Below are 23,651 nucleotides of genomic sequence, written 5' to 3'. Positions count from 1 at the left end.
CGCCCGACCCATCGACCTACGCGTGCGAAAGGGCGTACCACGGACTTAGTGCCTGCGACAGCGATGGAGAAGAACCAAAAAAAATGCCGCCTGCAAAGGCGGCATTCTGCTCCGGCGCGTGGCCCGAGCGTGACCAACACCAACTGTTACTGACGCAGCGGAATCACGCGGATCTCCACGCGGCGGTTCTGCGCACGGCCGGCGTCGGTGCTGTTGTCGGCGATCGGATACGCCTTGCCGGCGCCCAGGGTTTCGATACGCGCGCTCTGCACGCCCTGTGCGGTCAGGTAGGCGGCGACCGAGTCGGCGCGTTCCTTGGACAGGCGGTTGTTCACCGCATCGCTGCCGATGCTGTCGGTGTGGCCGACCACCTCGATCATGGTCTGGTTGTACTCGGCCAGCGTGCTGGCCACGCCGTTGAGCGAACCGTAGAACTGCGGCTTGAGCGTGGACTTGCCGAAATCGAAGGTGATCCCGTCCGGCAGGTTCAGCGTGAGGTTGTCGCCGTCGCGGGACACATCGATACCCGTGTTGGCGGTACGTTCGCGCAGCGCGCGTTCCTGGCGGTCCTGGTACTGGCCGATCGCCGCGCCGCTGAGCGCGCCGATGCCGGCACCGATCATCGCGTGCTGGCGACGCTCGGTGGCACTGTTGCCGCTCAGCAGGCCGGCGGCCACGCCCACGGCAGTACCGATCAGCGCATTGCGGCCGGTCTTGTTCTGCTGCTGGGTCGGATTGCCATACGGGTCGGACTGCACGTAGGAGCCGCCGGTGGCGCAGGCCGTCAAGGCAGCGGCGGTCATCAGGGCCAGGGCCACGTTACGGGGTGCGGATCGGATCATGGTGTTCTCCTTGGTTACCGGACTACCGGCTTGCGAGCGCCCAGAGGATAAACAGCCGGACGCGATGCCGACATGACGACCTGCGCGGCCATCTTCCCCGCGTTCAGGTTGCTGAGCGGTGCGTACAGGCGCGGCGTCACGCTCCGCCGGTGCGACGGTACGCCGCCAGCGCCGCGTCACGCCCCGCCGCCAGGTCCACCAGTGGCAGCGTGGGATACCCCGGCGCGTGCTCGGCCAACAGGTGCGGGTGCTGCCACGGCGCAAAGCGCGCCTTCAGCGGCAGGGCCGCCAGCTCGGGTACCCAGCGGGTGATGTAACGCGCCTGCGGATCGAACTTCTCCGATTGGGTCACCGGATTGAAGATACGGAAGTACGGCGCGGCATCGGCGCCGGTGCCGGCCACCCACTGCCAGCCCATCGTGTTGTTGGCCAGGTCGGCATCCACCAGCGTGTCCCAGAACCAGCGCGCGCCTTCGCGCCAATGCTGGCGCAGGTGCTTGCACAGGAAGCTGGCCACCAGCATGCGTACCCGGTTGTGCATGTAGCCGGTGGCCCACAGCTCGCGCATGCCCGCATCGATGATCGGGATGCCGGTCCGGCCCTGCTGCCATGCCTGCAGCTGCGCCGGGTTGGGCGCGGCCCAGGTGAACCCGTCGAACCGCGGGTTGAGGTTGTGGTCGGTGGTCTGCGGGAAATGATGCAGCAGGTGGTAGGAGAACTCCCGCCAGCCCAGTTCGCGGATGTAGCCGTCGATGTCGGCATCGCGGCTGGCACTGCGCTCGCCCTGCAGCCGCTGCACGATCTGCCATGGTGCGATCTCACCGAAATGCAGGTGCGGGGACAGCAGCGAGGTGCCCACCCGGTCGGGCAGGTCGCGCTGCTGCCGATAGCCGTTGAGCGCGCCGTCGATGAATACCGTCAACGCCTCCTGCGCGCCGGCCTCGCCCGGCTGCCAGTGCGTCCAGAATTCGGCATCCCACGGCAACGTTGCCGCCAGGCCGAGCGTATCGAGCGCCTCGCCCTGCAGCGGATGGGCCGGCAGCGACGCCGGCGCGCGGACCGGCGCGGGCAGCTGCAGGCGGGTCAGTGCGTTGCGCCAGTACGGGGTGAACACCTTGTACGGGCCGCCCTGCAGGGTGGTGATCTCCCACGGCTCCAGCATCAGGCTGCCGTTGTGGCTCTGCGCCTCGATGCCCTGCTCGCGCAGGTCGCGCTTGATCTGCGCATCGCGCGGCTGGGTGGCCGGTTCGTACTTGCGGTTCCAATACACCGCCACCGCACCGGACGCCGCGATCAACCGCTCCAGCTCGGCCTGGCTGTCGCCGCGACACAGCACCAGCGACGAACCACGGGCACGCAGGTCTGCATCGAGCGCGGCCAGCGAACGGTGCAGCCAGGCATTGGACGCGCCACCGGGCGCCCAATCGCCTTCCTCATGCGGCGCATGGATATAGACCGGCACCGGCACGTGGCCGGCGTCCAGCGCAGCCTGCAACGCCGGGTTGTCCTGCAGACGAAGATCACGGCGGAACCACACCAGCGCTAGCGACACGACGACCGTCCAATGAAAGGAAACAGGGCGCATGATAGCCAGCACGCGTGAAAGACGGTGCCGGGCGCGGCGGCGCCGCTACGGTTGTGCCTTGCCGGCGCGATGGCTAGTCTTCGCCTCCTTCCCTGCAACGACCTCGGCCATGCACACACTGCACGCCTCCTTTGCCCGCTTCGGCCCGCTGCATGCGCAGTCGGCAGACCTGTGGCGTGGCGAGATACCACTGCCCACCCCGCTGGCGGCGTTCTACGCGCAGATCGGCCCGTGGGGCGAGACCGTGCACGCCAACGTGGGACCGGTCGGCATCGACATCCCGGGCGTCAACGTGTGTTTCCCGCCGCTGCATCGGCTGTGGTCCCTGCAGGCCGGCTATCGGTGGCAAGGCACCCGCGGTGCGCGCCTGGCCGATTGGCCCGACGCCTGGCTGGTGATCGCCGAGCAGAATGCCGACCCTTTCATCTTCGAGCGCAACACCGGCCAGGTCCTGTTTGCCTTCCATGGCGCGGGCCGCTGGGAGGCTTCGGTGCTGACGCAGGACCTGGCGACGTTCCTCGCCGCCCTCGCTGCCATCGGCACGGTGTACCTGGACGCCGGGGACGACCTGGAGGACGACGATGGCGAGCTGCGCCCGACACACCGGGACGCGGCGCTGGGCGCGCTGGCCACGGTACTGGGCGATGAGGCCGCGGCCGAGCGCTTCTTCGAGACGCTGGAGTGGTGAATGCGCCGCGCCGCGTCTTCGCGTGGACGCCATGCGCCCTGCACCCATCCTGCACGCCGCACCCGCCAAGGTGGTGCCCTGCCCCGCCCCAGCCGGCTGTTGCCAAGGCGTAAGCATGGTTCCATCCGCCGGCGCCTGCCCTGCCCCAAGGATGCCGTTGCCATGGCCGTGTTCGCACCCGCTGTTGTCTATTCGCCCGAGATTGAACATCGCGAGGCCGACGAGGAGGACACCATCGCCGCGCTGGCGACGGTGTTCACCGGCATGGCCCGCACCGTGGCCGAGCATGAAGGCCATGCGCATCGCGCGGTGCACGCCAAGGGCCACGCGCTGCTGAACGGCCGCTTCCAGGTGCTCGATGGGCTCCCGGCCGAGCTCGCACACGGGCTGTTCGCCACCGCCGGCAGCTACGAGGCGCTGGTGCGCCTGTCCTCACCGCCCGCCGAGCAACTGCCCGACAACGTGTCCACGCCGCGCGCCATGGCGGTGAAAATCCTGGGCGTGGACGGGCCGCGAGTCGAGGGCGGCGACGAGTTGCACAGCCAGGACTTCCTGATGGTCAACGGGCCCGCGTTCAGCACGCCGGGCGCGCACGGGTTCCTGCGCTCGGCAAAACTGCTGGCCGCGACCACCGAGCGCATGCCGCGGACCAAGCAGGCGCTGTCGGCCACCTTGCGCGGCGCCGAAGCGGCGCTGGAAGCGGTGGGCGGGCAAAGCGACACCTTGAAGGCATTGGGTGGCGAACCCCGGCATCACCCGCTGGGCGAGACCTACTTCACCCAGGTGCCGTTCCTGTACGGGCCGTACATGGCCAAGTTCTCCTGGGTACCGGTATCGCCGGCGCTGCTGGCGCTGACCGGCGCGCCGCTGCCGTCCGGCGCGGACGCCCAGCGCGAGGTCGTCGCCGCGTTCTTCGCGGACCTGCCGGCGCCGGTGGAATGGGAGCTGCGCGTGCAGTTGTGCCGCGACCTGGAGAAGATGCCGATCGAAGATGCGTCGGTGGCCTGGCCTGAGGCGATCAGCCCGTTCGTCGCGGTGGGCCGCCTGCAGGTCGGCGCGCAGCCGTCCTGGAACGCAGCGGCGGCGGCACGCGAAGACGCCCTAGCGTTTGCGCCCTGGCATGCGCTCGCCGCGCATCGCCCGCTGGGCAGCCTCAACCGCGCGCGCCGCGTGGTGATGGCGGCATCGCGCCAGTTCCGGTCGCAGTTCAATCGCTGCCCACTGCACGAGCCCGGTACGGCGCAGGGCTGAGCGAGGCCTGCGCTCCAGCCACGCACCTGGTCCGGTGGCGCCGTGTACCGGCGCGCCGATCCCAACGGATTGCGGGTCCGGCTAGGCCAGCGTGGGCGTCGTCATCGTCTCCACCCGCTGCAGCACGCCGTCGCGGTCCTGCAGCTGGCCTTGTGCCAGCAACGCCTGCAGCTGCGCATGGATCCGCTCGCGCAGCATCTGGCTGCTGCCCTGGAAGCCCAACATGCGGGCCACCGGGGTGGCCACCTCATCGGCGCGCGCCCCATGCGCCTCGCCGATCAACGCCAGCAACGCCTGCCGCAGTTCCTGCGGCGGCAGCAGTTCCACCTTGCGCAGCGTGCGCGATGCGGCCGACGACCGGTTGCGAACCACGATGGGCTGGCCGGGCAGGGTGTAACAGCCGTCCTCACAGGCCAGCGCCCCCTCCCGCCCCGCGTGGCGCAGGGCGGCCTGCACCGCCGACTGGATCCGTGCGCCTGCCCGCTGCAGCTGCCACAGGTCGCGCACCCGGGCGATGATTTCCTCCTCGTGGATGGGGCCTTCGACCGCCACGATCCTGCCTACCGTCGTGGCCATGCTGCCCAACGGCACCTCGTGCGGCGCCAGACCGGCGTCGCCGGGTGTGAAGTCAGCTTGCACGTAGGCAGGGCCATCGCCGATCGCGGGCGGATCCTGGGCGTCTTCCGCCGCCAGCCGCGCCAGCACGGTGGGCGATGCCGCCGGCACGGCCTGTGCAGCCGCTGCGGCGCCGGCCGCCAGTCGCGCACGTGCCGCGTCCACCGCATCCAGCAACCGCTGCAGTTCCGCGTCAGGCCGCTGGAACCAGTCGGTGCTCCATATGCGATGGATGGCCCAGCCGTGCGCCTCCAGAATCTCCTGGCGCAACCGGTCGCGGTCACGCGCCGACGGCGCGGCGTGGTAGGTGGCGCCATCGCACTCGATACCGAGCAGGTAACGGCCGGGCGCGCTTGGATCGACCACGGCCAGGTCGATGAAGAAGCCCGCCACGCCCACCTGGTTGTCCACCTGCAGACCGCGCTGGGCCAACGCATCCTGCACGGCCTCCTCGAACGGAGAATCGGCGGCACGGCCAGCCAGCCGAGGCACCCCCAGGTCGCCGTGCTCGGCGTACTTGAGGAAGGTCTTCAATGCGATCACGCCCAGCCGCGAGCGTTCGTCCACGCGGATGTCGTCGGCGGTGATGCTGGAGAACACTTCGCAGCGCTGGCGTGCCCGCGTGATCAACACGTTGAGGCGGCGATGCCCGCCGTCGGCATTGAGCGGGCCGAAGTTCTGGTACAGCTTGTCATCGCCCTTGGCACGACCGTAGCCGATGGAAATCAGGATCACATCGCGTTCGTCGCCCTGGATGTTCTCCAGGTTCTTGACGAAGAACGGCTCGTGCGGATGCCGTGCGATGTACTGCTCCAGTTCCGGATGCTGGCGGCGAGCCATCTCCAGTTCGTCGCTGATCGCCTGGCGCTGGCGCACCGACATCGCGCCTACGCCGAGCGTCAGGTGCGGGCTGTGCCGCGCATGCTCGACCACGGCCTCGGCGATGGCGACCGCCTCGACCACGTTCTTGTAGCTGTTGCCACGATCGAACCGGCCGTGTGCCAGGTGGTGGAAGCGCAGGCCGGAGTGGGTGCGCTGCCGATCCGGGCTGGGCACGATGAACAGCTTGCCTTCGTAGAATTCCTTGTTGGATACCGCGATCAGCGATTCGTGGCGGCTGCGGTAGTGCCACTGCAGCATGCGTTGCGGGAGCCCCTTGGCCGCACACAGCGAAAGCACGCTTTCCAGATCGTTGGCCTGCGCACCCGCCTCGTCCGGGTCGACGTCTTCCCCGCCGGACAGGCGGGCGAAGAAGGCCGTCGGCGGCAACTGCTTGTCGTCGCCCACCACCACGATCTGGCGGCAGCGCGCGATGGCTCCCAGCGCATCCACCGGCTCCACCTGGCTGGCTTCGTCGATGACCAGCAGGTCGAATTCGATGGCGCCGGGTTCCAGGAACTGGGCCACCGACAACGGACTCATCATGAACACCGGTTTGATGGCCTGGATCGGAGACGCGCACAGCCGGAACAGCCGCCGCAGCGCCATGTGGTTGCGCTTGCGGGCGATCTCGCCACGCAGCGTGCCCAGGGCACCGACGCCGCCGGCGTTGCCCCGCGGAAGCCCGGCATGGTGGGCCTGGGCGGCTTCGATCTGGGCGAGGGCCAGGCGCTGGCGATCCCAGTGGCGGAACTCGGCGACCAGCGTTTCATGTCGCCGGCCATCGAACGCGGCCAGCTCGGGGTAGGCCTGAGTGGCCAGCGTCAACATCTGCAGGTGGAAGGCGCAGCGGAACATCGCCACCGCGGCCTCCGCGCCCTGGCCGGTGTCGGCGGCGAGCGCCATCGGCCCCTGGAGTCCGGCAGCGATGCAACGGCGGGCAATGTCGGCGTAAGCCAGCCACGCCATCAATCCCTCGACGTCGTGTGCCCAGGCCGTGGTCTTCTGCTGCAGCAGCGCCAGGGGCACCTGCTCCAGCGCGGGGTTGCCGAATGCCTCGCCCACCTCGATCTGCAGCGCCTGTACCACCGTCTCGAACGCGCTGCGCAGCTGCGTGCTCGCCGCCCTCGCCTGCCCGGCGGACGCCGCAAGCGCGGGGGCGTTGTCGAGCCCTGCCGCCAACGCGCGCACATCCATCCCGCCGACCGGCTCGGCGTGCTGGACCCAGGCCAGGATCGCGTCTGCGGCGTCCCAGTCGGTTCGCTCGCCCTGCCACACCGCCCCGAATGCAGCGCGCGCGGTGGCGTCGATCGCCGCCAGCGCCTGGCGGGCCTTGCGCGCGGCGATCAGGTCGTCCAGCAGCGCCAGCCGCGCCGCCAGGGGCTTGGGCAACGGCTCCTTGCTGACACTGCGCAACTGACTGATCGCCTGCCGATACGGCCCGTTGAGGAACCGCAGCAGGCGCCCGCCATGCGCAGCCACCAGCAGGCGCTGTGGCAGCCAGTCGCTCATCCAGGCCACATCGGCCAGCGCCGGCGCGCGTTGCGCAACGATGGTCGCCAGCGCCCGCCCCTGCTGCAGGCCCTCGCGCAGCGACGCCAGGCCCGCCGTCCAGACCCCGGAGGAAATCGTGCCGCGATCAAACGGCGGCGCGCTGGCCAGGGTATCGGCCACCTGGCACTGCTGTGCCAGCACGGTCAGGTTGCCGGCCAGGGCCACGCCGAGCCCGGCCGCGAGCGCAGCGGCGGCGGCGCTGGCCTGCGCCACGGCAGCAGCCAGTGGCGCGATCCGGGCCACAAGGTCTTCGGCCTGGGTGCGCATCACCGGCGCGTGGCCGATGCCACGCCACGGGTACGTGTCCGGGTTGCCGATCCCTGGCAGGTGGCCGCACAGCTCGCCGAGCAGCGCGGCGCGGCGGTCCAGTTCGAGCGCGGACCACTCACCGGCGGCCTCCAGCCGGTACGGCGGGCGCCCCGTGTGCGGCAACCAGCGCGCCAACATGCCGAGGATGCGGAAGGGGGTCAGCCCGGCGCTGCCCACCGGCAGGTGCATGCGCTGCGCATGGGCGTTGAGCTGGCCGCGCACCTCCTCCAGCTGGCGTACGCCCGCGGCCACGTCGGCCGCCTCCGGCTGGCCCAGTTGCAGCGTCCGGCCCAGTTCCTCGAGCACCGCGCGCTTGTTGGCCTTGTTGCTGTGCAACTCCAGGCACAGCGGCCCCAGGCCCACGTTCTCCAGGCGCCGTTTCACCACGTCCAGCGCGGCCATCTTCTCCGAGACGAACAGCACCGTGCGCCCATCGCCCACCGCCGTGGCGATCAGGTTGGCGATGGTCTGCGACTTGCCGGTGCCCGGGGGGCCCTGGATGACCAGATCCTGCCCGCGTCGAACGGTCTCGATGGCCAGGGCCTGCGAACTGTCGCAGTCCATGACATGCTTGAGTTCGGCGGCGGGGATGAGCGCGTCGAGGAAGCCCGCGCCACTGCTGGGCAGGCCGATGTCATCCTCTGCGAAGCCGTCGCCGAGCAGGCCCGCGACCAGCCGGTTGCGGTCGATCTCCTTTCCTTCCGGCCATTTGTCCGGGTCCAGGTCGAGGAACATCAGCAGCTTGGAGAATGAGAAGAAGCCAAGCTGCAGCGCGTTGTCGAGCACGCTCCAGCCGGGTTGGGCGGCGATGCACTCCCGCACGGCGGCCAGGTAGGCGGCGATGTCGAATTCGTCGGTGTCCGGGAACGGCGGCAGTACGATGCCGAAATCGGCGCGCAGCTTCTCGCGCAGCGACAGGTTTTCCTGCGGCTCCTCATCGGCCCAGCGCAGCACGAAGCGCTCGCGGGCGCTGCGGCGCTCCAGCACCACCGGCAGCAGCACCAGCGGGGCACGGCGCTCATCATCCGCGGCGGCAGTGGGTTCGCGGAACTGCAACTGCCCCATGGCCAGGTACAACACGTTCACGCCCTGCTCTTCGAGCATGGTGCGGTACTCGTAGTACATCTCCAGCAGGCGCTTCTGCAGGTGCTCCGAGCTCAGCCGGGTCTGCAGGCGTGCGTCGAGGTGATGCTCGGCCAGCACGCCGGGCTCGCCCTCACCCGGCTGCGGCAGGGGCGGCGCATCCGGGGCCGGTTCCACGGCACCATCGGGCAGCGGCTCTTCGGCATCCTCCGCGCGCACCGCAGCGAAGGTCATGCCCTTCTTCTCGAGCAGGGTCTGCAGGGTCGGCACGCATCGCTCGTCGTGGATGACGATGCTGCGGCTGGACGGCTTGCGCGGCAGGTTCAGCAGTCGATTGCGGTAGGTCAGGTCGAGCAGAACCCGGCGCTGCGCCTGCAGCGTGTCCCTGGTACTCATCGCGATTGCTCCGTTGCTCATCCCGGCCATGATGCCATGCACCGCACCGGTGGACGCAGGCAACGGTGCCCTGCCGGCGCTGCTGCCTGGGCGCCGCGTCGATGCCGACGGCTGCACGTTCCGCTGCGCGTCGCATTTCCCCCTGTTGACCTCAACCACGCTTCAGGTCCGATGATGACGGCTCCCCCCGATGGAGTTGTCTTCGATGCCCTACACCCTCCCCGCCCTGCCCTACGCCTACGACGCGCTGGAACCGCACTTCGATGCGCTGACCATGGAAATCCACCACGCGCGTCACCACCAGGCCTACGTCAACAACCTCAATGCCGCGCTGGCCGACGCGGGCATCGAGGCGCTGCCGATCGAGACACTGATCGCCGATATCGGCGCACTCCCGGAAGGCGTGCGCACGGCCGTGCGCAACAATGGCGGCGGGCATGCCAACCACAGCCTGTTCTGGACCGTGCTCAGTGCCCAGGGTGGCCAGCCGGAGGGCGCGCTGGCGGCCGCGATCGAGCGCGACCTCGGCGGCTACGACGCGTTCAAGACGGCCTTCACCAAGGCCGCGCAGAGCCGTTTCGGCAGTGGCTGGGCCTGGTTGAGCGTGGCCAGCGACGGCACCCTCGGCGTGGAGAGCAGCGCCAACCAGGACAGCCCGCTGATGGGCGCCTACGCCGGCCTGTCCGGCGGCACCCCGGTGCTGGGCCTGGACGTGTGGGAACACGCCTACTACCTGCATTACCAGAACCGCCGCCCCGACTACATCACCGCGTTCTTCGCGCTGATCGACTGGACCGAAGTGGCGCGCCGCTTCCAGGCCGCGGGCGGACGCTGATGGCGGCGGGCCCGGGGCGCGAGTCGGCACCGTTGGCCAGCGCGCCGGGCGTGGAGGCGACCGCATTGCGCCACGTATTCGGCCAGTATCCGACCGGCGTGGCCATCGCCGCCGCCCGCGATGCGCAGGGGCAGGTGGTGGCGATGACGATCAACTCGTTCAGCACGCTGTCGCTGGACCCGCCGCTGGTCGCCTGGAGCATCGGCGCGCGCTCTACCGACCTGGCTGCGTTCTGCGATGCCGGGCGCCTGGGCATCAGCCTGCTGTCCTCGGCACAGGAACCGCAGGCGCGTCGTTTCGCCGATCCGCTGCTGCGCCGTGCACCGGCCAGCGCCGCCCTGCTCGACCTGGACAACGGCACGCCGCGCCTGCGCGATGCGGTGGGGTGGCTCTGCTGCAGGGTGGAACGCAGCCTCGCCGTGGGCGACCACGTGATGCTGATCTGCCAGGTAGAGCGTTTCGCGGTGCAGCCCGGCGAGGCACTGGCCTACCACCGCAGTCGCTACACCCGCATCGATGGGCAGCGCGCATGGACGTGACCGCCCTGCAGCGCCTGCTGGACGGCGGCCGCGACACTGCCCTGCTTCGCCTCAGCCTGGGCAAGGCCCTGCTCGATGCTGGCGAGCCGGGCCAGGCGAGCCGACACCTGCAGCGCTGCGTCGAACTGGACCCCGCCTATTCGGCCGGTTGGAAACTGCTGGGCAAGGCGCGGTTGGCAGCGGGCGATCCTGCCGCTGCGGCGCAGGCGTGGCGGCAGGGGATCGAGGTGGCACACACCAACGGCGACACGCAGGCCGAGAAGGAAATGCGCGTATTCCTGCGCCGCGCGATCAAGGCGATGCCGCCGGTGCCCTGAGCCCGGCGGCGGCGACCCACGCAGCTCAGTCGCCCTTGCGCCGCTGCTGCTCCAGGTCGAAGCGCTGCATCGAGGCACGGATCAACGCCTTGGCCTCGGCGGCATTGCCCCAGCCGTTCAACTGCACCGGGTTGCGCCCTGCCGGCAGGTCCTTGTAGACGCGGAAGAAGGCTTCGATGCGCTGGCGCTCGATCAACGGCAGGTCCTCAAGATCGCGGATGGTGGCGTAGGTGGGGTCGAGTTTGTCGGTGGGCACGCCGATGACCTTCTCGTCCTGTTCGCCGTCATCGACCATTTTCAGGAAGCCGATCGGGCGGAAGCGCACGATAACGCCGGGGTGCAGCGGCTCCCGCGTCAGCACGAGGGCATCGAGCGGATCGTTGTCGCCGGCCAGGGTGCGCGGCATCGAGCCGTAATTGGCCGGGTACGCCACCGGCATCGACTGGAAGCGGTCGACATGGACCAGGCCGTCCTCCTTGATTTCGTACTTGGTGAAGCTGCCGGCCGGGATCTCCACGGCCAGGTTGGCCTCGTCCGGAGCGTCCTTGGGCTGCGCGGCCAGGAACGGGTGGAGCACGGCATTGGTGGCCGTGCTGGCGCCGGCCAGCATCAGCAGCGCAGCAGCAAGGGCCGCCAGGGGTACAGCGCGTCGGGTGTGCATCGTCATCTCCAGCATCGGCCGGGCGCGCCTGGGCAGCCCGGCCCGGGGGTCATTCCCAGCAACGGTCGGCACGGCCCTTGAGGGTCTGCGCACGGGTGCAGTCGCGGGGGGCGATACGGCCGTCGGTCAGCTCGGTCTTCTGTTTGCGCCCATTGGCGTCGCGCGTCAATTCGAAGCCGTCATACAGGCGTCCGGTGACGGTACGCGCTTCGTAGCGCAGGTGCTGCGGGTCCAGTTGGAGGACCTGGAACAGCTGGGTGTCCTCGCCGACCGGCGCCATGCTGGCGCGGGCCTGCGCGGACAGCCGGTACTGCTTCGGGCCGGCCACGGTGACGATGAACTGCGGCGTGGCCGCCTGGCCTTCGCCGCGACGACCGTAGGTGTGGTCGTGGCCCTGCAGCACCAGGTCCACCTGGTGCCGGCGCACCACCGGCAGCAGCACGTCGCGCAGCTCGGCGTTCTCGCGGCCTTCGCGCGGGGAGTAGAACGGCTGGTGCAGCAGCACGATGCTCCAGGGGTGCGGGTTGTCGGCCAATACCTTGTCCAGCCACGCGGCCTGCGCCTGGGCGGTGCCCATGTCCAGCGCCGACGTGCCGTCAAGCACGGCGATGCGCACGCCCTGGTAGTCGAACCAGTAGGTGCTGGTATCGGCCGCGTCCACGCCGTTGCGCGGCAGCGCGAAGGTCACCGGCCAATGCCGGCCGAGCACCCGGCGTTCCTGCGGCGTGTCTTCGAACTCCTCGAAATATTCGTGGTTGCCGATCGCCGGGGCCACCACGGTTTCCTGCGGCAGCCAGCCGGCCGCGGCGAACCACTCGCCCCATTCGCTGTCGTCCTGGCCATCACCGCCGCTGACCAGATCGCCGGCGAACAGGCTCAGGCGCGCCTGCGGGGCGGCCTTGAGGCCGGCACGCAGGACGCGCGAGACATGGCTGAGGTTCTTGTTCTGGGTGTCGCCGAAGTACAGCAGGGTAAGCGGCTGGGCGGCGCTGCCGGCGGTGCGCAACTGGTTCCAGGCACTCCACGTGTCCTTGCCCTGCACGCGCCACAGGTACAGCGTATCGGGCTGCAGGCCGGTGACGTCGGCACGGTGGTAATGCGCGCGACCGTTCTCGGTATCCAGCGGCTGCGTGGTGGCGGCGACGCGGGTCGGCGTGCCGACATCCGGCGAGTCGCCGGCCAGCACCCATTCCAGCACCGGCGCGCTGACCGCTGCGTCCGTACGCCAGGACACGCCGAAGCCGCGCGCGGCGTCCTGCGCGGGCGAGGCGACGATGCGGTCGGGGAAGCCGCTGGCCGCGTAGTGGCGGTTGCCTGCCGGTACCTGGGTGTTGGGTTCGGCGGCGGCGGCGGGCTGCTTCGCAGCGGCCGGGCCAGTGCCCAGCAGGATGGCCAGCAGCAGGCCGGCCGTAACGACGGGGGCCCGGCTCATGCGGCGCACTCCAGCGGCAGCGACAGCTGCTTGGCCACGCTGGCCCAGTCGAAGGCGACCACGCCTTGGTCATCGTGCACCGCATACAGCACGCCATGCGGGAAACGCGCCGACGCGGCCTGGTCCAGCCAGATGCCATCGGTGTTGGCCACCGTGTTGCCCTGGAACGCGCCCACGTGCTTGAGCGTGTGCCGGTCGAACAGGTGGAACACGCTGCGTTGCTTGCCCTGCTCGGTGGTGATCCACCAGCCATCCTTGCCACAGGTGCGCAGCATCACGCCTTCGGCCTGCGCCTTGAACGCCCCGCGGCCGAAGGTGGTGCCGCTGAAGCGGCCTTCCAGCGTGTAGACCTTGATCTCGCTGGCGTAGGTTTCTTCTTCCTCGGCGATCAGCAGGCGGTCGTTGGCCGGGTCGCCCCAGATCGACTCGACCACGCGCAGCGCGCCGGCCTCGCTGGTGTCGCCGATGCTGCCCACCAATTGGGCATCCAGCGCGTCGCCATGCAGGGTGAGCGTATAGCGGCGCACGCGTTTATCCAGTTCGGCCAGCGGCGGCAGCACGTCGTTGCCCTGCGCGTCCTCGCCGGCGTCGTAGGAGTCGGTCACGTAGACCTCGTACCCCTCGCGCTGCTTGTTGACCCACAACCCGTAGGGTTTGCGCAGGTCGTCGGCGGCGAACACGCCCAGCGGGGTGAAGTCCGGCAACTTCAATACCTGCACGCGGTGGTTGTCGCGCTCCACGATCAGCACCAGGTCGTCGACCACGGCGATGCCGTTGGGGCGCACGAACTGGCCCGGTGCGGTACCGGTGCTGCCCACGTCGCGCAGATGCGCGCCGGTCTGGCCGTCGTAGACCACCAGCTTGTCGGTGGCCTTGGCGGTGGCGATCAGCCACTGCCGGCCATCGGCGGTGGTCCAGCTGGCGGGCGAGTCGATGTTGTCGGCCGGGGTCATCGGGGTCAGGAAGGCCTCGGCCACGGTGGCAACCGCGCGCGCCGGTTCGGCATCGGCTGCCGCCTGCGCCGGCGTGGCGGGGCGGCAGGCCGCCAACAGGGCCAGGCTCACGACGGCGACCGCAGTGCGGGTACGCATCACAGGGCCACCTTCAGGCCAAGCGCGTAGGTGCGGCCGTACTCTTCCATCTGCAGGGTGCGCGAACGGGTGCCCTGGTACAGCTCCAGTGGCTTGTCGAGCAGGTTCTGCGCTTCGAGGTACACGCTCACGTTCGCGGTGATCTTGTAGTCCAGGCTGAAGTCGAGCTGGGTGTTGGGCGCCACGTAGATATCGTACGCGCGGCTGTCGCCCAACGTATCCAGGTACTCACTGCGGTAGACCGCCGCCAGGCGGGTGCTGAAACCGGCCTTCTCATAGCCCACGTGCGCGCTGTATACGTGCTTGGATGCACGCGGCAGCATGAAGTCGTCCCCCTCGCGGCCGGCCAGGCCGGGGTCGAAATCGGTATCCAGCCAGGTGCCGCTGACGCCGACCAGCACGCCATCCCAGCCGGTCGGCAGGAACGCCAACTGCTGCTGCCAGTTGAACTCGGCGCCGTTGACCCTGGCCTTCTCGCCATTGATCACCCGGGTGACCTCATACCCCGGGTACGCCGGATCGTTGTTGCTGACGGTGTTGACGATGTAGCCGTCGATGCGCTTGTGGAACAGGCCCAGCGAAAGGATACCGGTGCTGCAGATGTACTTCTCGATCGACAGGTCGATGTTCGTCGATTCGTACGGGTCCAGTTGCGGGTTGCCGATCCGCACCTCCTCGTCGCCCCGGCTCAGGCCGATGCGCGGGGCAATGTCACCGAACGACGGGCGCGATACGGTCTTGTTCGCGGCCGCGCGCAGCACCCAGGTGTCGCCGGCGTCGTAGCGCAGGTGCAGGCCCGGCAGCACGTTGCTGTAGCTGCGGCTCACGCTGAGCGGGGTCACGCTGTAGCTGCGGCCGTTGCTGGCCACGTCCACGCTGTTGCCGGTGGCGCTGAACCGGGTCGCCTCCGCGCGCACCCCACCGATGATGCGCAGCGCGCCGATGTCCCAGGTGCCCATCGCGTAGCTGGCGAAAATATCTTCGCTGGCGGTGTAATCCTCTTCCAGCGAGGCCAGGGCATTGCCGCCCAGGTCCTGCGGACGCGCACTGTACTGCCCGCCATACTGCGCCCAGTACCGGCGCATCGCATCCGAGCTCATGCCCTGGCCCAGGGAGCCACCGCGGTGGTCGGGGCTGCCGGTGGTCCAGTCCGACAGCGCGATCTCCGGGCCCACGCGCAGTTCGCGCTCGTTGGTGTCCACGTTGCGGTCGCGCCAGCGGCCGAGCAGGCCGAATTTGTAGCTGGACGCGTCGCCGTCAAAGCGGACGTTGACCTGCGCGCTGTGTTCCTTGTCGTCCACCCGCTTGGGCGAGAGCACCACGCGGTCGAAATCGTAGTTGCCGTTGTCCATCCAGCCGGCATCGCCGAGGGTGAAGCCGGGAACGCGGCTGCGCTGGTCGACGGTGGCGCGGGTGTCAGCGCCGGCGTACTCGAAGCGCGCTTCCATTTCGTCGTTGACGCGTTCTTCGGTGCGCGTGTAGCCCACCTTGTAATCGACCACCGCGCCGGTCAGGCGGTTCTCACCACCGACGCTGGCGGCGAAGGTGTTTTCCTTCTTGGTGCGGTAGCGCATGCGCTTCTGGATCGCGTCGGCCGGCAGGTCATCGATGCGGTACTGGCCGTTTCCCAGCGCGGCGACCTCGCCATCGCCGAAGTTGAAGAGGGTGCGCTGGCGGGTTTCGGCATCGTCGAACTGGCTGTACAGCGTGCGCAGGTAGTAGCGGCTGTCTTCGCTGGGGTGCCAGTCGAGGTTGAGGTTGGCACCGATGCGCTTGCGTTCGATCTCGTACTTGCGGCGCTGCAGGCTGGTGGCGAACAGGTCCTCGTCGGCGCCGCCGTCCAACGCGCCGTACTCCACTTCGGTGTTGTCCGATTCGAACGTGCGCTTCTGGTAGTTCACCCCGAGCGCGACGCCGACGGTATCGGCGAATACCTCGCTGTAGTTGAAGGCCGCCTTCGGGCTGGTCTTGCCGGACAGCTGCTGGTGGCTGGCTTCGATCTTGCCGCGCAGGCTGCGCCCGTCGCGGTCGAAGGCCGAGGCCGACTCGACCAGGATCGCCCCGCCGATGGCATCACCGGGCATGTCCGGGGTGGGCGACTTGATCACGCGCAGGCGTTCGGTCGAATCGGAGGGAATCACATCCAGCGGCGCGGCACGGCTGGCATCCTCCGGCGTGCCGATCGCGATACCGTCGACGCTGACGCTGTTGAGGTTGGCGTCCAGGCCGCGGATCACCACGAAACGGCCTTCGCCCTGGTCGCGGGTAACGCTGACACCGGGCAGCCGCTGCAGCGATTCGGCCACGTTCTTGTCGGGGTAGACGCCCATGGCATCGGACGACACGGCATCCTCGATGGCGTCGCTGCTGCGCTTGAGGTCCACCGCGCGGGTCTGCGATTCCAGCTGCGGCCGCACCTCGACCCGGTCCAGGTCGGTCGCCGCAGCGCCGGCGGCAACCGCCCCGGCCTCGGCGGCGAACAGCGACGGGCTGGCCATGACCAGCAACGACAGGCTGATCGCCCGACCCAACGCATTCTGCTTCTGCACGGCTTTCCCCAACGGTGTAAAGATTGGGTCAGCACGGTATGTCCGCGAGGTTGCATGGGCGTGACACTGGGGGCGTAACGAGGGATTGGGGATTGGGATCGGGCGGTTGGTCGGTTGGTAGAGGCGACGGGGGGAATCGCGGGTTTGAGGGTTGGTAGCGCCGAGCCATGCTCGGCTGCCGTCGGCGGCGCGCCGCCCGCCGGGTGGTAGCGCCGAGCCATGCTCGGCTGCTGTCGGCGGCGCGTCGGCTGCCGGTTGGTAGCGCCGAGCCATGCTCGGCTGCTGTTCGCGGCGCGTCGCCTGCCGGGTGGTAGCGCCGAGCCATGCTCGGCTGCTGTTGGGGGCGCGTCGGCTGTCGCGTGGTAGAGCCGAGCCATGCTCGGCTGCTGTTGCCGGCGCGTCGCCTGCCGGGTGGTAGCGCCGAGCCATGCTCGGCTGCTGTCAGCGGCGCGTCGCCTGTCGGGTGGTAGAGCCGAGCCATGCTCGGCTGCTGTTGGGGGCGCGTCGGCTGTCGCGTGGTAGAGCCGAGCCATGCTCGGCTGCTGTTGGGGGCGTGCCGCCTGCCGGGTGGTAGAGCCGAGCCATGCTCGGCTGCTGTTGGGGGCGCGTCGGCTGTCGTGTCGTGGGGAGCGTCGGCTTCGGCGTTGTCTGGCCTGCCGAGCGTCGGCTCCGGCGTTGTCTGGCCTGCCGAGCATCGGCTTCGTCATTGTCTGGCCTGCCGAGCATCGGCTTCGTCATTGTCTGGCCTGCCGAGCATGGCTCGGCACTACCGGAGATCGCGGCTTCGGCTTCGGCTTTCGGCTTTCGGCTTTGGCTTCGGCTTCTGCCTTCGGCCCCTGGGCTTTGGCTTCGGGTGGCGTTGCGGCAAACTACGGGTCTCCCCTCTTCGTTGCCCCTCCCATGAAAATCGTCGAAGTGCGCCATCCGCTGGTGCAGCACAAAATCGGCCTGATGCGCGATGCGTCCCTGAGCACCAAGGACTTCCGCGAACTGGCCAACGAACTTGGTGGGCTGCTGGCCTACGAGGCCACCGCCGACCTGGATACCGAAGCCCACGCCATGGCCGGCTGGGCGGGCCCGGTGACGGTGCAGCGCATCGCCGGGGCCAAGATCACCGTGGTGCCGATCCTGCGTGCGGGACTGGGCATGCTCAGCGGCGTGCTGTCGTTGATCCCCGCCGCGCGGGTGAGCGTGGTCGGTCTGCAGCGCGATGAGGAAACCCTGCAGCCGGTGCCCTATTTCGAGCGCCTGACCGGCCGCCTGGAAGAGCGCGATGCGCTGATCCTGGACCCGATGCTGGCCACCGGCGGCACCCTGATTGCCACCATCGACATGCTCAAGCGCGCCGGTGCCCGCCGCATCAAGGGCATCTTCCTGGTCGCCGCGCCGGAAGGCATCGCGGCCGTGCAGGCCGTCCACCCGGACGTGGAAATCTTCACCGCCGCGATCGACGCGCGCCTCAACGAGAAGGGCTACATCCTGCCGGGCCTGGGCGATGCCGGTGACCGCATCTTCGGCACCCGCGTGGCCGGCTGATTCCGCCCCGATGACCGGCGGCTGCCCGTCGCCGCCGGTGTTTCACACGGCCTAGCCATGTCCCGGCAGAAGCTGCGCGCATCCTCAACCCGTGCGTGGAGCTGCGTCATGAAGACCCTGTCCCTGCTGGCCTGCCTACTGCTGCTTGGCAGCCCCCTGGTCGCCAGTGCGGCCACCCCGCAGCAGCAGCGCATGGCCGATTGTTCGGCCAGGAACAAGGGCAAGACCGGCGAGGACTACAAAGCCGCGCAGAAGGCGTGCCTGAGTGCGCCCGCGCCGGCGGCGACCACGCCGCAGGAACGCATGAAGACCTGCAATGCCGATGCGGCCAGCAAGAAGCTGGCCGGCGATGCGCGCAAGACCTTCATGAGCAGCTGCCTGAAGGCGCATTGACCGCGGCCGACCGATGATCCGGTGGTGCCGGCCAGCACCCGGCACCCTGCCGCCGCCCCCGATGACGGGGGCGGCCCGCGGCTCAGGCCAGCGCGCGGGCCTTCAATTCGCCCTGCTCGTGGATGGTGCCGAAGCGGCCCTTGTCGTCGCGGGCCACCTGGGCGAGCGCGCACTGCGGGTCATGGGTAAAGAACAGGTGCACGTTGCGCGCCAGTTTGTCTTCCAGGAAGCTGCGCTTCTCGTCGATCAGCAACTCCGCGTTGCGGTCGTACCCCATGGTGATCGGCACGTGTACCCACGAGCGACCGGGGATGAGGTCCGCGCAGAACACCACGCCGCCGCGCGGCTGGCCATCGACCTGCTCGGGGCCGACGATTTCGGCCAGCATCAGGCCCGGGGTATGCCCGTCGCTGAAACTGAAGCGCACGCTGTTGCCGAGCGCCTTCGAATACGGCCCCTCGACGATCTCCAGCCGGCCACTGTCCTGCAGCAGCCCCGGCAGTTCCGGGATGAAGCTGGCGCGGTCGCGCGGGTGCGGGTGCAGCGCCCGCTGCCAATGTTCGGCGCCCACCAGGAAGGTGGCATTGGGGAACAGCAGCTCCGGGCCACGGCCCTCGCTCCACTGCGCAAGCAGCCCTCCGGCATGGTCGAAATGCAGATGGCTGAGCACCACCACGTCGATGTCCTCGTGCTCGAACCCGGCCTCGCGCAGCGATTCCATCAGCACGTGGCGCGGCTCCTGCACGCCGTAACGGTCACGCAGTTTCGGCTCGAAGAACGCGCCGATACCGGTCTCGAACAACACCGTCTTGCCAGCCAGCGGGCTGGCCAGCAAGGCGCGGCAGGCCAGCTCGATACGGTTCAGATCATCCGGTGCCGCCCATTTTTCCCACACCGCGCGTGGGGCGTTGCCGAACATCGCCCCGCCATCCAGTTTCTGTGAGTTACCGCGAATCGACCATAGTTTCATGGGTAAATTATCCGGCGCGACGCGTTAAATATTCGCTAGTCGGCTGCGCGGGCGCGCCACGAAAAACCCCGCCGGGTGGCGGGGTCTGGAAAGCGACCGGGCGGGTCGGATCAGCGGCTCGCGGCCGCTGACACTGCCGCGCTGCCCACCGGGTTGCGCGGGTCGCTGCCACCGCTGAGCACGTTGCTGCGACGGTCCCACTCCACGGTCTGCAGGTTGCCCCAGACGTGGCTGGAGCCGCGCCCGCCTTCGGCGCTGTCGCCGGGCAGGTCGATCTTGTGGCCCATCGCCTGCAGCTGCTTGATGGTGTCCACCGACAACGCACCGGTTTCGGCCGAGATCTCGTCCGGCAGCCACTGGTGGTGGTAACGCGGCAACGCGGCCACCTGCTGCGCGGTCAGGCCGTCGTCGTAACCGAGGATCCCCAGCAGCACCATGGTGATGATGCGGCTGCCGCCCGGCGTGCCCAGCACCACCACCTTGTCCGGCGACTCCATGAAGGTCGGGGTCATCGAGCTGAGCATGCGCTTGCCCGGCTTGGGCGCATTGGCCGCATAACCCATCACGCCGAAGGCATTGGGCGTGCCCGGCTTCAGCGCGAAATCGTCCATCTCGTTGTTGAGCAGCACGCCGGTGCCCTTGGGAATCAGGCCCGAGCCGTACAGCAGGTTCACCGTCTGGGTTGCGCCCACGCGGTTGCCGTCACGGTCGATGATCGAAAAGTGGGTGGTCTCGTCGTCTTCCAGCGGGGTCGGGTTGCCCGACAGCAGGTCGCTCGGGGTGGCCTTCTCCGGGTGGATGGTGGCGCGCAGGCCCTGGGCGTAGTCCTTGCTGGTCAGCACTTTCTGCGGGATCTGCACGAAATCCGGGTCGCCCAGGAAGAAGGTGCGGTCGCGGTAGGCGCGGCGCATCGCTTCCACCACCAGGTGGGTGCGGTGCGCTTCATCCATCGACTTCAGGTCCCAGCCTTCCAGGATCTGCAGCATCGCCGCCAGCGCGATGCCACCGGAGGACGGCGGCGAGGCGGTGGTGATCTTCCAATCGCGGTAGTTGAACACGATCGGCTCGCGCAGCTTGACCCGGTAGCCGGCCAGTTCCTCGGCGCTCCAGCTGCCACCGGCCTGCTTCACGCCGGCCAGCAGCGCCTTGCCGGTCTGGCCGCGGTAGAAGCCGTCGAAGCCCTGGTCGGCCAGGCGCGTCAGCGTGGCGGCCAGTTCCGGCTGGCGGAACACATCGCCCTCGGCGATCGGCTTGCCATTGCGCAGGTACACCTCGCGGGTGCCGGGGTAGCGCTCCATCACCTCGCGGCGCGAGGCATAGCCCTTGGCCATCCGCGCATACACCGGGAAGCCCTCGGTGGCGATGCGGATCGCCGGGCCCAGCGAGGTACGCAACGGCAGCTTGCCGTGCTTGCCCGACAGCTCGACCAGCGCCGCCGGCAGGCCGGGGATGCCCGCCGACCAGGGGCCGTTGACCGAGCGGTCGCGGTCCAGCTCGCCCTTGCTGTCCAGGAAGGCGGCTTCATTGGCGGCCTGCGGCGCGGTCTCGCGCGCGTCCAGCATCACGTCCTTGCCGGTGGCCGCATCGTGCAGCAGGAAGAACCCGCCGCCGCCCAGCCCGGAGCTGATCGGCTCGACCACCGCCAGGGTGGAGGACACCGCCACTGCCGCGTCGAAGGCATTGCCGCCCTTGGCCAGGATCTCCATCCCGGCCTCGGTGGCCAGGTGGTGGCCGCTGGCGATCGCCGCGCCGTCCGGATGGCTGGCCAGGGAACCCTGCGCGGGTGCGGCGGACCATGCCACCGGGGACCACAACAGGACGAGCAGCAACCAGCGACGCGACAACGTGTTCATTCGGATGGGGGCTCCGCATAAAGTTCGGGATGGTCGCGCTGCAGGCCGTACAACTTCGCCAGCAGGGCGTCCTGGGTTTCCGGGATATCCGGATCGGGATCGATGCATTCGACTGGGCAGACGACCACGCACTGGGGTTCGTCGAAATGTCCCACGCACTCGGTGCAGCGGGCCGGATCGATCACGTAGATGGTTTCACCCATCGAAATGGCCTGGTTGGGACAGGCCGGCTCACAGACGTCACAGTTGACGCAGAGCGCATTGATTTTCAGCGACATGGCGTTACTCCACGCCCGCGCCGGCGGATGAAGGCCGGCCCGCGCCAGGGCGCAGGCCGGTCAACGGCGGCTTCCTCGCGGAAACCGCCCGGGCCACGCCTTGGGCGCGGCCGCCACTGCACGGGTTACTTGGCTTCTACGAAGATGTATTCGGCGCCGGTCGGCTGCACGATGGCCTGCACGCGGGCGTTGTCCGCCGCCTTGCCGATGAACACCACGCGCACGCCCTTCATCGAATCCGGCGACACGTCCTTGAACACGGCCTGGATCATGTCGGCCATCTTCGCCGACGCCGACGAACCGAAGGCCAGCATGTTGCCCGGCTGCACGCCACGGGCCACGGCCTGGGTGGCGCTCTCGACCTGGCGATCGTACTTGGCGGCGAATTCCGGGTCCGACTCCGGGGAGAGGTAGTACAGGAAGGGGCTGTTGGTGATGTTGCCCATGTTCTGCACGGCCACGGCCTGCAGGTACTTCTTCCAGCCGGCGTCATCGTTGGCGTCCGGGGCGACCAGCGCCTGCTGGGCCTCGACGACCGGCGCAGCCTCTTCCTTCTTGCAGGCGGTGAAGGCCAGCGCGAACGACGCGATCAACATGGCACGCATGGTGTTGTTCATGGAATTCCTCCCTTGGTGGTTCTTGGTATGTATGGGTCTGACGGGTATTACGACTGGGCCGACTTCGCTTCGCGGACCTTGCGCAGCGCCTCGAGCACCGACGCCGGCACGAAGCCGGACACGTCGCCGCCGAGGCGGGCGATCTCACGGACCAGCGACGACGAAATGAAGCTGTGCTGCTCGGCCGGGGTCAGGAACAGGGTCTCGACCTCCGGGATCAGATGCCGGTTCATGCTGGCCATCTGGAATTCGTATTCGAAATCGGAGACCGCGCGCAGGCCGCGCAGCAGGATCCCGCCCTGCACCGAGCGCACGAAATGCGCCAGCAGGGTATCGAACCCGATCACCTCCACGTTGCGGTTGTGGCCGAGGGCGTCGCGCGCCAACTGCACGCGCAGCTCCAGCGGCAACGTCGGCCCCTTGGACGGGCTCTGTGCCACGCCGACCACGACCTTCTCGAACAGCGGCGCGGCCCGGTTCACCAGGTCGATGTGACCATTGGTGATCGGATCGAAGGTGCCCGGGTACACGGCAATGCGGCGGTTGGCCACGGTCATACGGCAGCTACGTGTTGTGATCTGGTGAAAGTGTAGCAGCGGCGCGGCGGTACAGGGCAAAACGGACCTCGCGGGTGCCGCCCTCGCGGTGCAGCAGCCATGGGGCCGGTACCGCCGGCACCTGGTCGGCCGGGCACTCCAGGTAGAGCCAGGCATCGGCCGCCAGGTGCGGGCCCAGCCCGGCCAGCACCTGCGCCCACAGCCCGGCCGCGAACGGCGGGTCCACGAACACGATGTCGGCCTGCCCGGCCGGCGCCTGGCCCAGCCACTGCAGCGCGTCGGCCTGGACCACCTGCACCTGCCCCTCCGCGCCCAGCCTGGCCACCGATTCACGCAGGTGCCGGGCCAATGCCGCGTCGCGCTCCACCAGCGTCGCCTGCCCCGCCCCGCGCGACACCGCCTCCAGCCCCAGCGCCCCGCTGCCGGCAAACAGGTCCAGCACCCGTGCCCCGCCGATCCGTGGCATCAGCCAGTTGAACAGCGTCTCCCGCACCCGGTCGCTGCTGGGCCGCAGCCCCGGCGACAGCGGCACCGGCAACTTCGTGCCGCGCCACTTGCCACCGATGATCCGCACCTGGCCCACCGCCGCCGCCACTGGCTGGCGCGGCTTCATGCGCGGCTCCGGGCGAAGACGGCGGAAAGGGCGGACGGGCGGGAACGGGTCATGGGCACGAAGGTCAGGCGATTCATGCCGACATTCTAGGCGGTCCGGCAGTTGTGCCGATCAAGCATCCCCTCACCGGAACCGGGCATCCACGCATGGCGTGGATCTACGGCCGACTCTTGAATTCGGGACAATCCACCCCTACCCCTTGACCAGT

General features: G+C 69.1%; 20 protein-coding genes. 7 read left to right on the top strand and 13 right to left on the bottom strand.

Annotation, left to right across the window (positions count from 1 at the left end; all coding sequences use genetic code 11):
- Positions 1-146: 146 nt before the first annotated feature.
- Complete coding sequence (locus AC1DGC_RS10310) at positions 147-842, bottom strand: YiaD family glycine zipper/OmpA-like lipoprotein (RefSeq protein WP_259204862.1); 696 nt, start codon at positions 840-842, stop codon at positions 147-149.
- Positions 843-978: 136 nt separating this feature from the next.
- Positions 979-2,394 (bottom strand): cryptochrome/photolyase family protein, encoded by a 1,416-nt coding sequence (locus AC1DGC_RS10305; RefSeq protein WP_478047777.1) that lies wholly within the window; start codon positions 2,392-2,394, stop codon positions 979-981.
- 142 nt (positions 2,395-2,536) lie between these two features.
- Here AC1DGC_RS10305 and AC1DGC_RS10300 point away from each other — a divergent pair, with 142 nt between their 5' ends.
- Positions 2,537-3,115: a hypothetical protein gene (locus AC1DGC_RS10300; protein WP_478047776.1), complete on the top strand. Its 579-nt coding sequence runs from the start codon at positions 2,537-2,539 to the stop codon at positions 3,113-3,115.
- Between the two features lie 162 nt (positions 3,116-3,277).
- Positions 3,278-4,366 carry a catalase family protein gene (locus tag AC1DGC_RS10295; RefSeq protein WP_478047775.1) on the top strand — a complete coding sequence of 363 codons (1,089 nt, stop codon included), beginning with the start codon at positions 3,278-3,280 and terminating at the stop codon, positions 4,364-4,366.
- Positions 4,367-4,447: 81 nt separating this feature from the next.
- Here the strand turns inward: AC1DGC_RS10295 and AC1DGC_RS10290 are convergent, their stop codons facing one another.
- Entirely contained in the window at positions 4,448-9,202 is a 4,755-nt protein-coding gene (locus AC1DGC_RS10290) for a DUF3320 domain-containing protein (protein ID WP_478047774.1), read from the bottom strand.
- 205 nt (positions 9,203-9,407) lie between these two features.
- Between AC1DGC_RS10290 and AC1DGC_RS10285 the strand changes: the two genes are divergently transcribed.
- From AC1DGC_RS10285 to AC1DGC_RS10275, 3 genes are read left to right on the top strand one after another with little or no spacing between them, the layout of a single operon-like run.
- Positions 9,408-10,037: a superoxide dismutase gene (locus AC1DGC_RS10285; RefSeq protein WP_259204849.1), complete on the top strand. Its 630-nt coding sequence runs from the start codon at positions 9,408-9,410 to the stop codon at positions 10,035-10,037.
- The gene (locus AC1DGC_RS10280) at positions 10,037-10,576 is read left to right on the top strand and encodes a flavin reductase family protein (RefSeq protein WP_478047773.1); all 540 of its coding nucleotides are present in this window, start codon (positions 10,037-10,039) and stop codon (positions 10,574-10,576) included. The genes AC1DGC_RS10285 and AC1DGC_RS10280 overlap by 1 nt, the downstream gene beginning before the upstream one ends.
- On the top strand, positions 10,567-10,893 hold the full coding sequence (locus AC1DGC_RS10275; protein WP_259204842.1) for a tetratricopeptide repeat protein: 327 nt from the start codon (positions 10,567-10,569) through the stop codon (positions 10,891-10,893). The genes AC1DGC_RS10280 and AC1DGC_RS10275 overlap by 10 nt, the downstream gene beginning before the upstream one ends.
- Positions 10,894-10,918: 25 nt before the next feature.
- Here the strand turns inward: AC1DGC_RS10275 and AC1DGC_RS10270 are convergent, their stop codons facing one another.
- The 4 genes from AC1DGC_RS10270 to AC1DGC_RS10255 are packed head-to-tail and all read right to left on the bottom strand — an operon-like array spanning position 10,919 to position 16,575.
- On the bottom strand, positions 10,919-11,554 hold the full coding sequence (locus tag AC1DGC_RS10270) for an inorganic diphosphatase (RefSeq protein ID WP_394164416.1): 636 nt from the start codon (positions 11,552-11,554) through the stop codon (positions 10,919-10,921).
- Between the two features lie 49 nt (positions 11,555-11,603).
- Entirely contained in the window at positions 11,604-12,986 is a 1,383-nt protein-coding gene (locus tag AC1DGC_RS10265; RefSeq protein ID WP_478047772.1) for a purple acid phosphatase family protein, read from the bottom strand.
- Entirely contained in the window at positions 12,983-14,077 is a 1,095-nt protein-coding gene (locus tag AC1DGC_RS10260) for a phytase (RefSeq protein ID WP_478047771.1), read from the bottom strand. The genes AC1DGC_RS10265 and AC1DGC_RS10260 overlap by 4 nt, the downstream gene beginning before the upstream one ends.
- Positions 14,077-16,575, bottom strand: a complete 2,499-nt coding sequence (locus AC1DGC_RS10255; RefSeq protein WP_478047818.1) for a TonB-dependent receptor — start codon at positions 16,573-16,575, stop codon at positions 14,077-14,079. Before AC1DGC_RS10255 ends, AC1DGC_RS10260 begins: the two co-directional genes overlap by 1 nt.
- Before the next feature lie 951 nt (positions 16,576-17,526).
- Between AC1DGC_RS10255 and upp the strand changes: the two genes are divergently transcribed.
- Positions 17,527-18,162, top strand: coding sequence for a uracil phosphoribosyltransferase (upp, locus tag AC1DGC_RS10250; RefSeq protein WP_259204831.1), 636 nt, complete (start codon positions 17,527-17,529; stop codon positions 18,160-18,162).
- Positions 18,163-18,270: 108 nt separating this feature from the next.
- Positions 18,271-18,555 (top strand): PsiF family protein, encoded by a 285-nt coding sequence (locus tag AC1DGC_RS10245; RefSeq protein ID WP_478047770.1) that lies wholly within the window; start codon positions 18,271-18,273, stop codon positions 18,553-18,555.
- Positions 18,556-18,637: 82 nt separating this feature from the next.
- Here AC1DGC_RS10245 and AC1DGC_RS10240 read toward each other — a convergent pair whose 3' ends face one another.
- From AC1DGC_RS10240 to rsmD, 6 genes are all read right to left on the bottom strand, one after another.
- Entirely contained in the window at positions 18,638-19,525 is an 888-nt protein-coding gene (locus AC1DGC_RS10240) for an MBL fold metallo-hydrolase (protein WP_259204827.1), read from the bottom strand.
- Positions 19,526-19,635: 110 nt separating this feature from the next.
- Positions 19,636-21,378, bottom strand: coding sequence for a gamma-glutamyltransferase (gene ggt, locus AC1DGC_RS10235; RefSeq protein ID WP_449335824.1), 1,743 nt, complete (start codon positions 21,376-21,378; stop codon positions 19,636-19,638).
- Complete coding sequence (locus tag AC1DGC_RS10230) at positions 21,375-21,656, bottom strand: YfhL family 4Fe-4S dicluster ferredoxin (RefSeq protein WP_259204824.1); 282 nt, start codon at positions 21,654-21,656, stop codon at positions 21,375-21,377. The genes ggt and AC1DGC_RS10230 overlap by 4 nt, the downstream gene beginning before the upstream one ends.
- A gap of 125 nt (positions 21,657-21,781) precedes the next feature.
- On the bottom strand, positions 21,782-22,273 hold the full coding sequence (locus AC1DGC_RS10225; protein ID WP_259204819.1) for a hypothetical protein: 492 nt from the start codon (positions 22,271-22,273) through the stop codon (positions 21,782-21,784).
- 47 nt (positions 22,274-22,320) lie between these two features.
- On the bottom strand, positions 22,321-22,830 hold the full coding sequence (gene coaD / locus AC1DGC_RS10220) for a pantetheine-phosphate adenylyltransferase (protein WP_259204818.1): 510 nt from the start codon (positions 22,828-22,830) through the stop codon (positions 22,321-22,323).
- 7 nt (positions 22,831-22,837) lie between these two features.
- The gene (gene rsmD, locus AC1DGC_RS10215) at positions 22,838-23,443 is read right to left on the bottom strand and encodes a 16S rRNA (guanine(966)-N(2))-methyltransferase RsmD (protein WP_478047769.1); all 606 of its coding nucleotides are present in this window, start codon (positions 23,441-23,443) and stop codon (positions 22,838-22,840) included.
- Positions 23,444-23,651 lie beyond the last annotated feature (208 nt).

This window comes from Stenotrophomonas sp. 05N37 (assembly GCF_056397365.1).
Note: the sequence above shows the minus strand (reverse complement) of the source record. Positions and strands in the feature narration are given on the sequence as shown.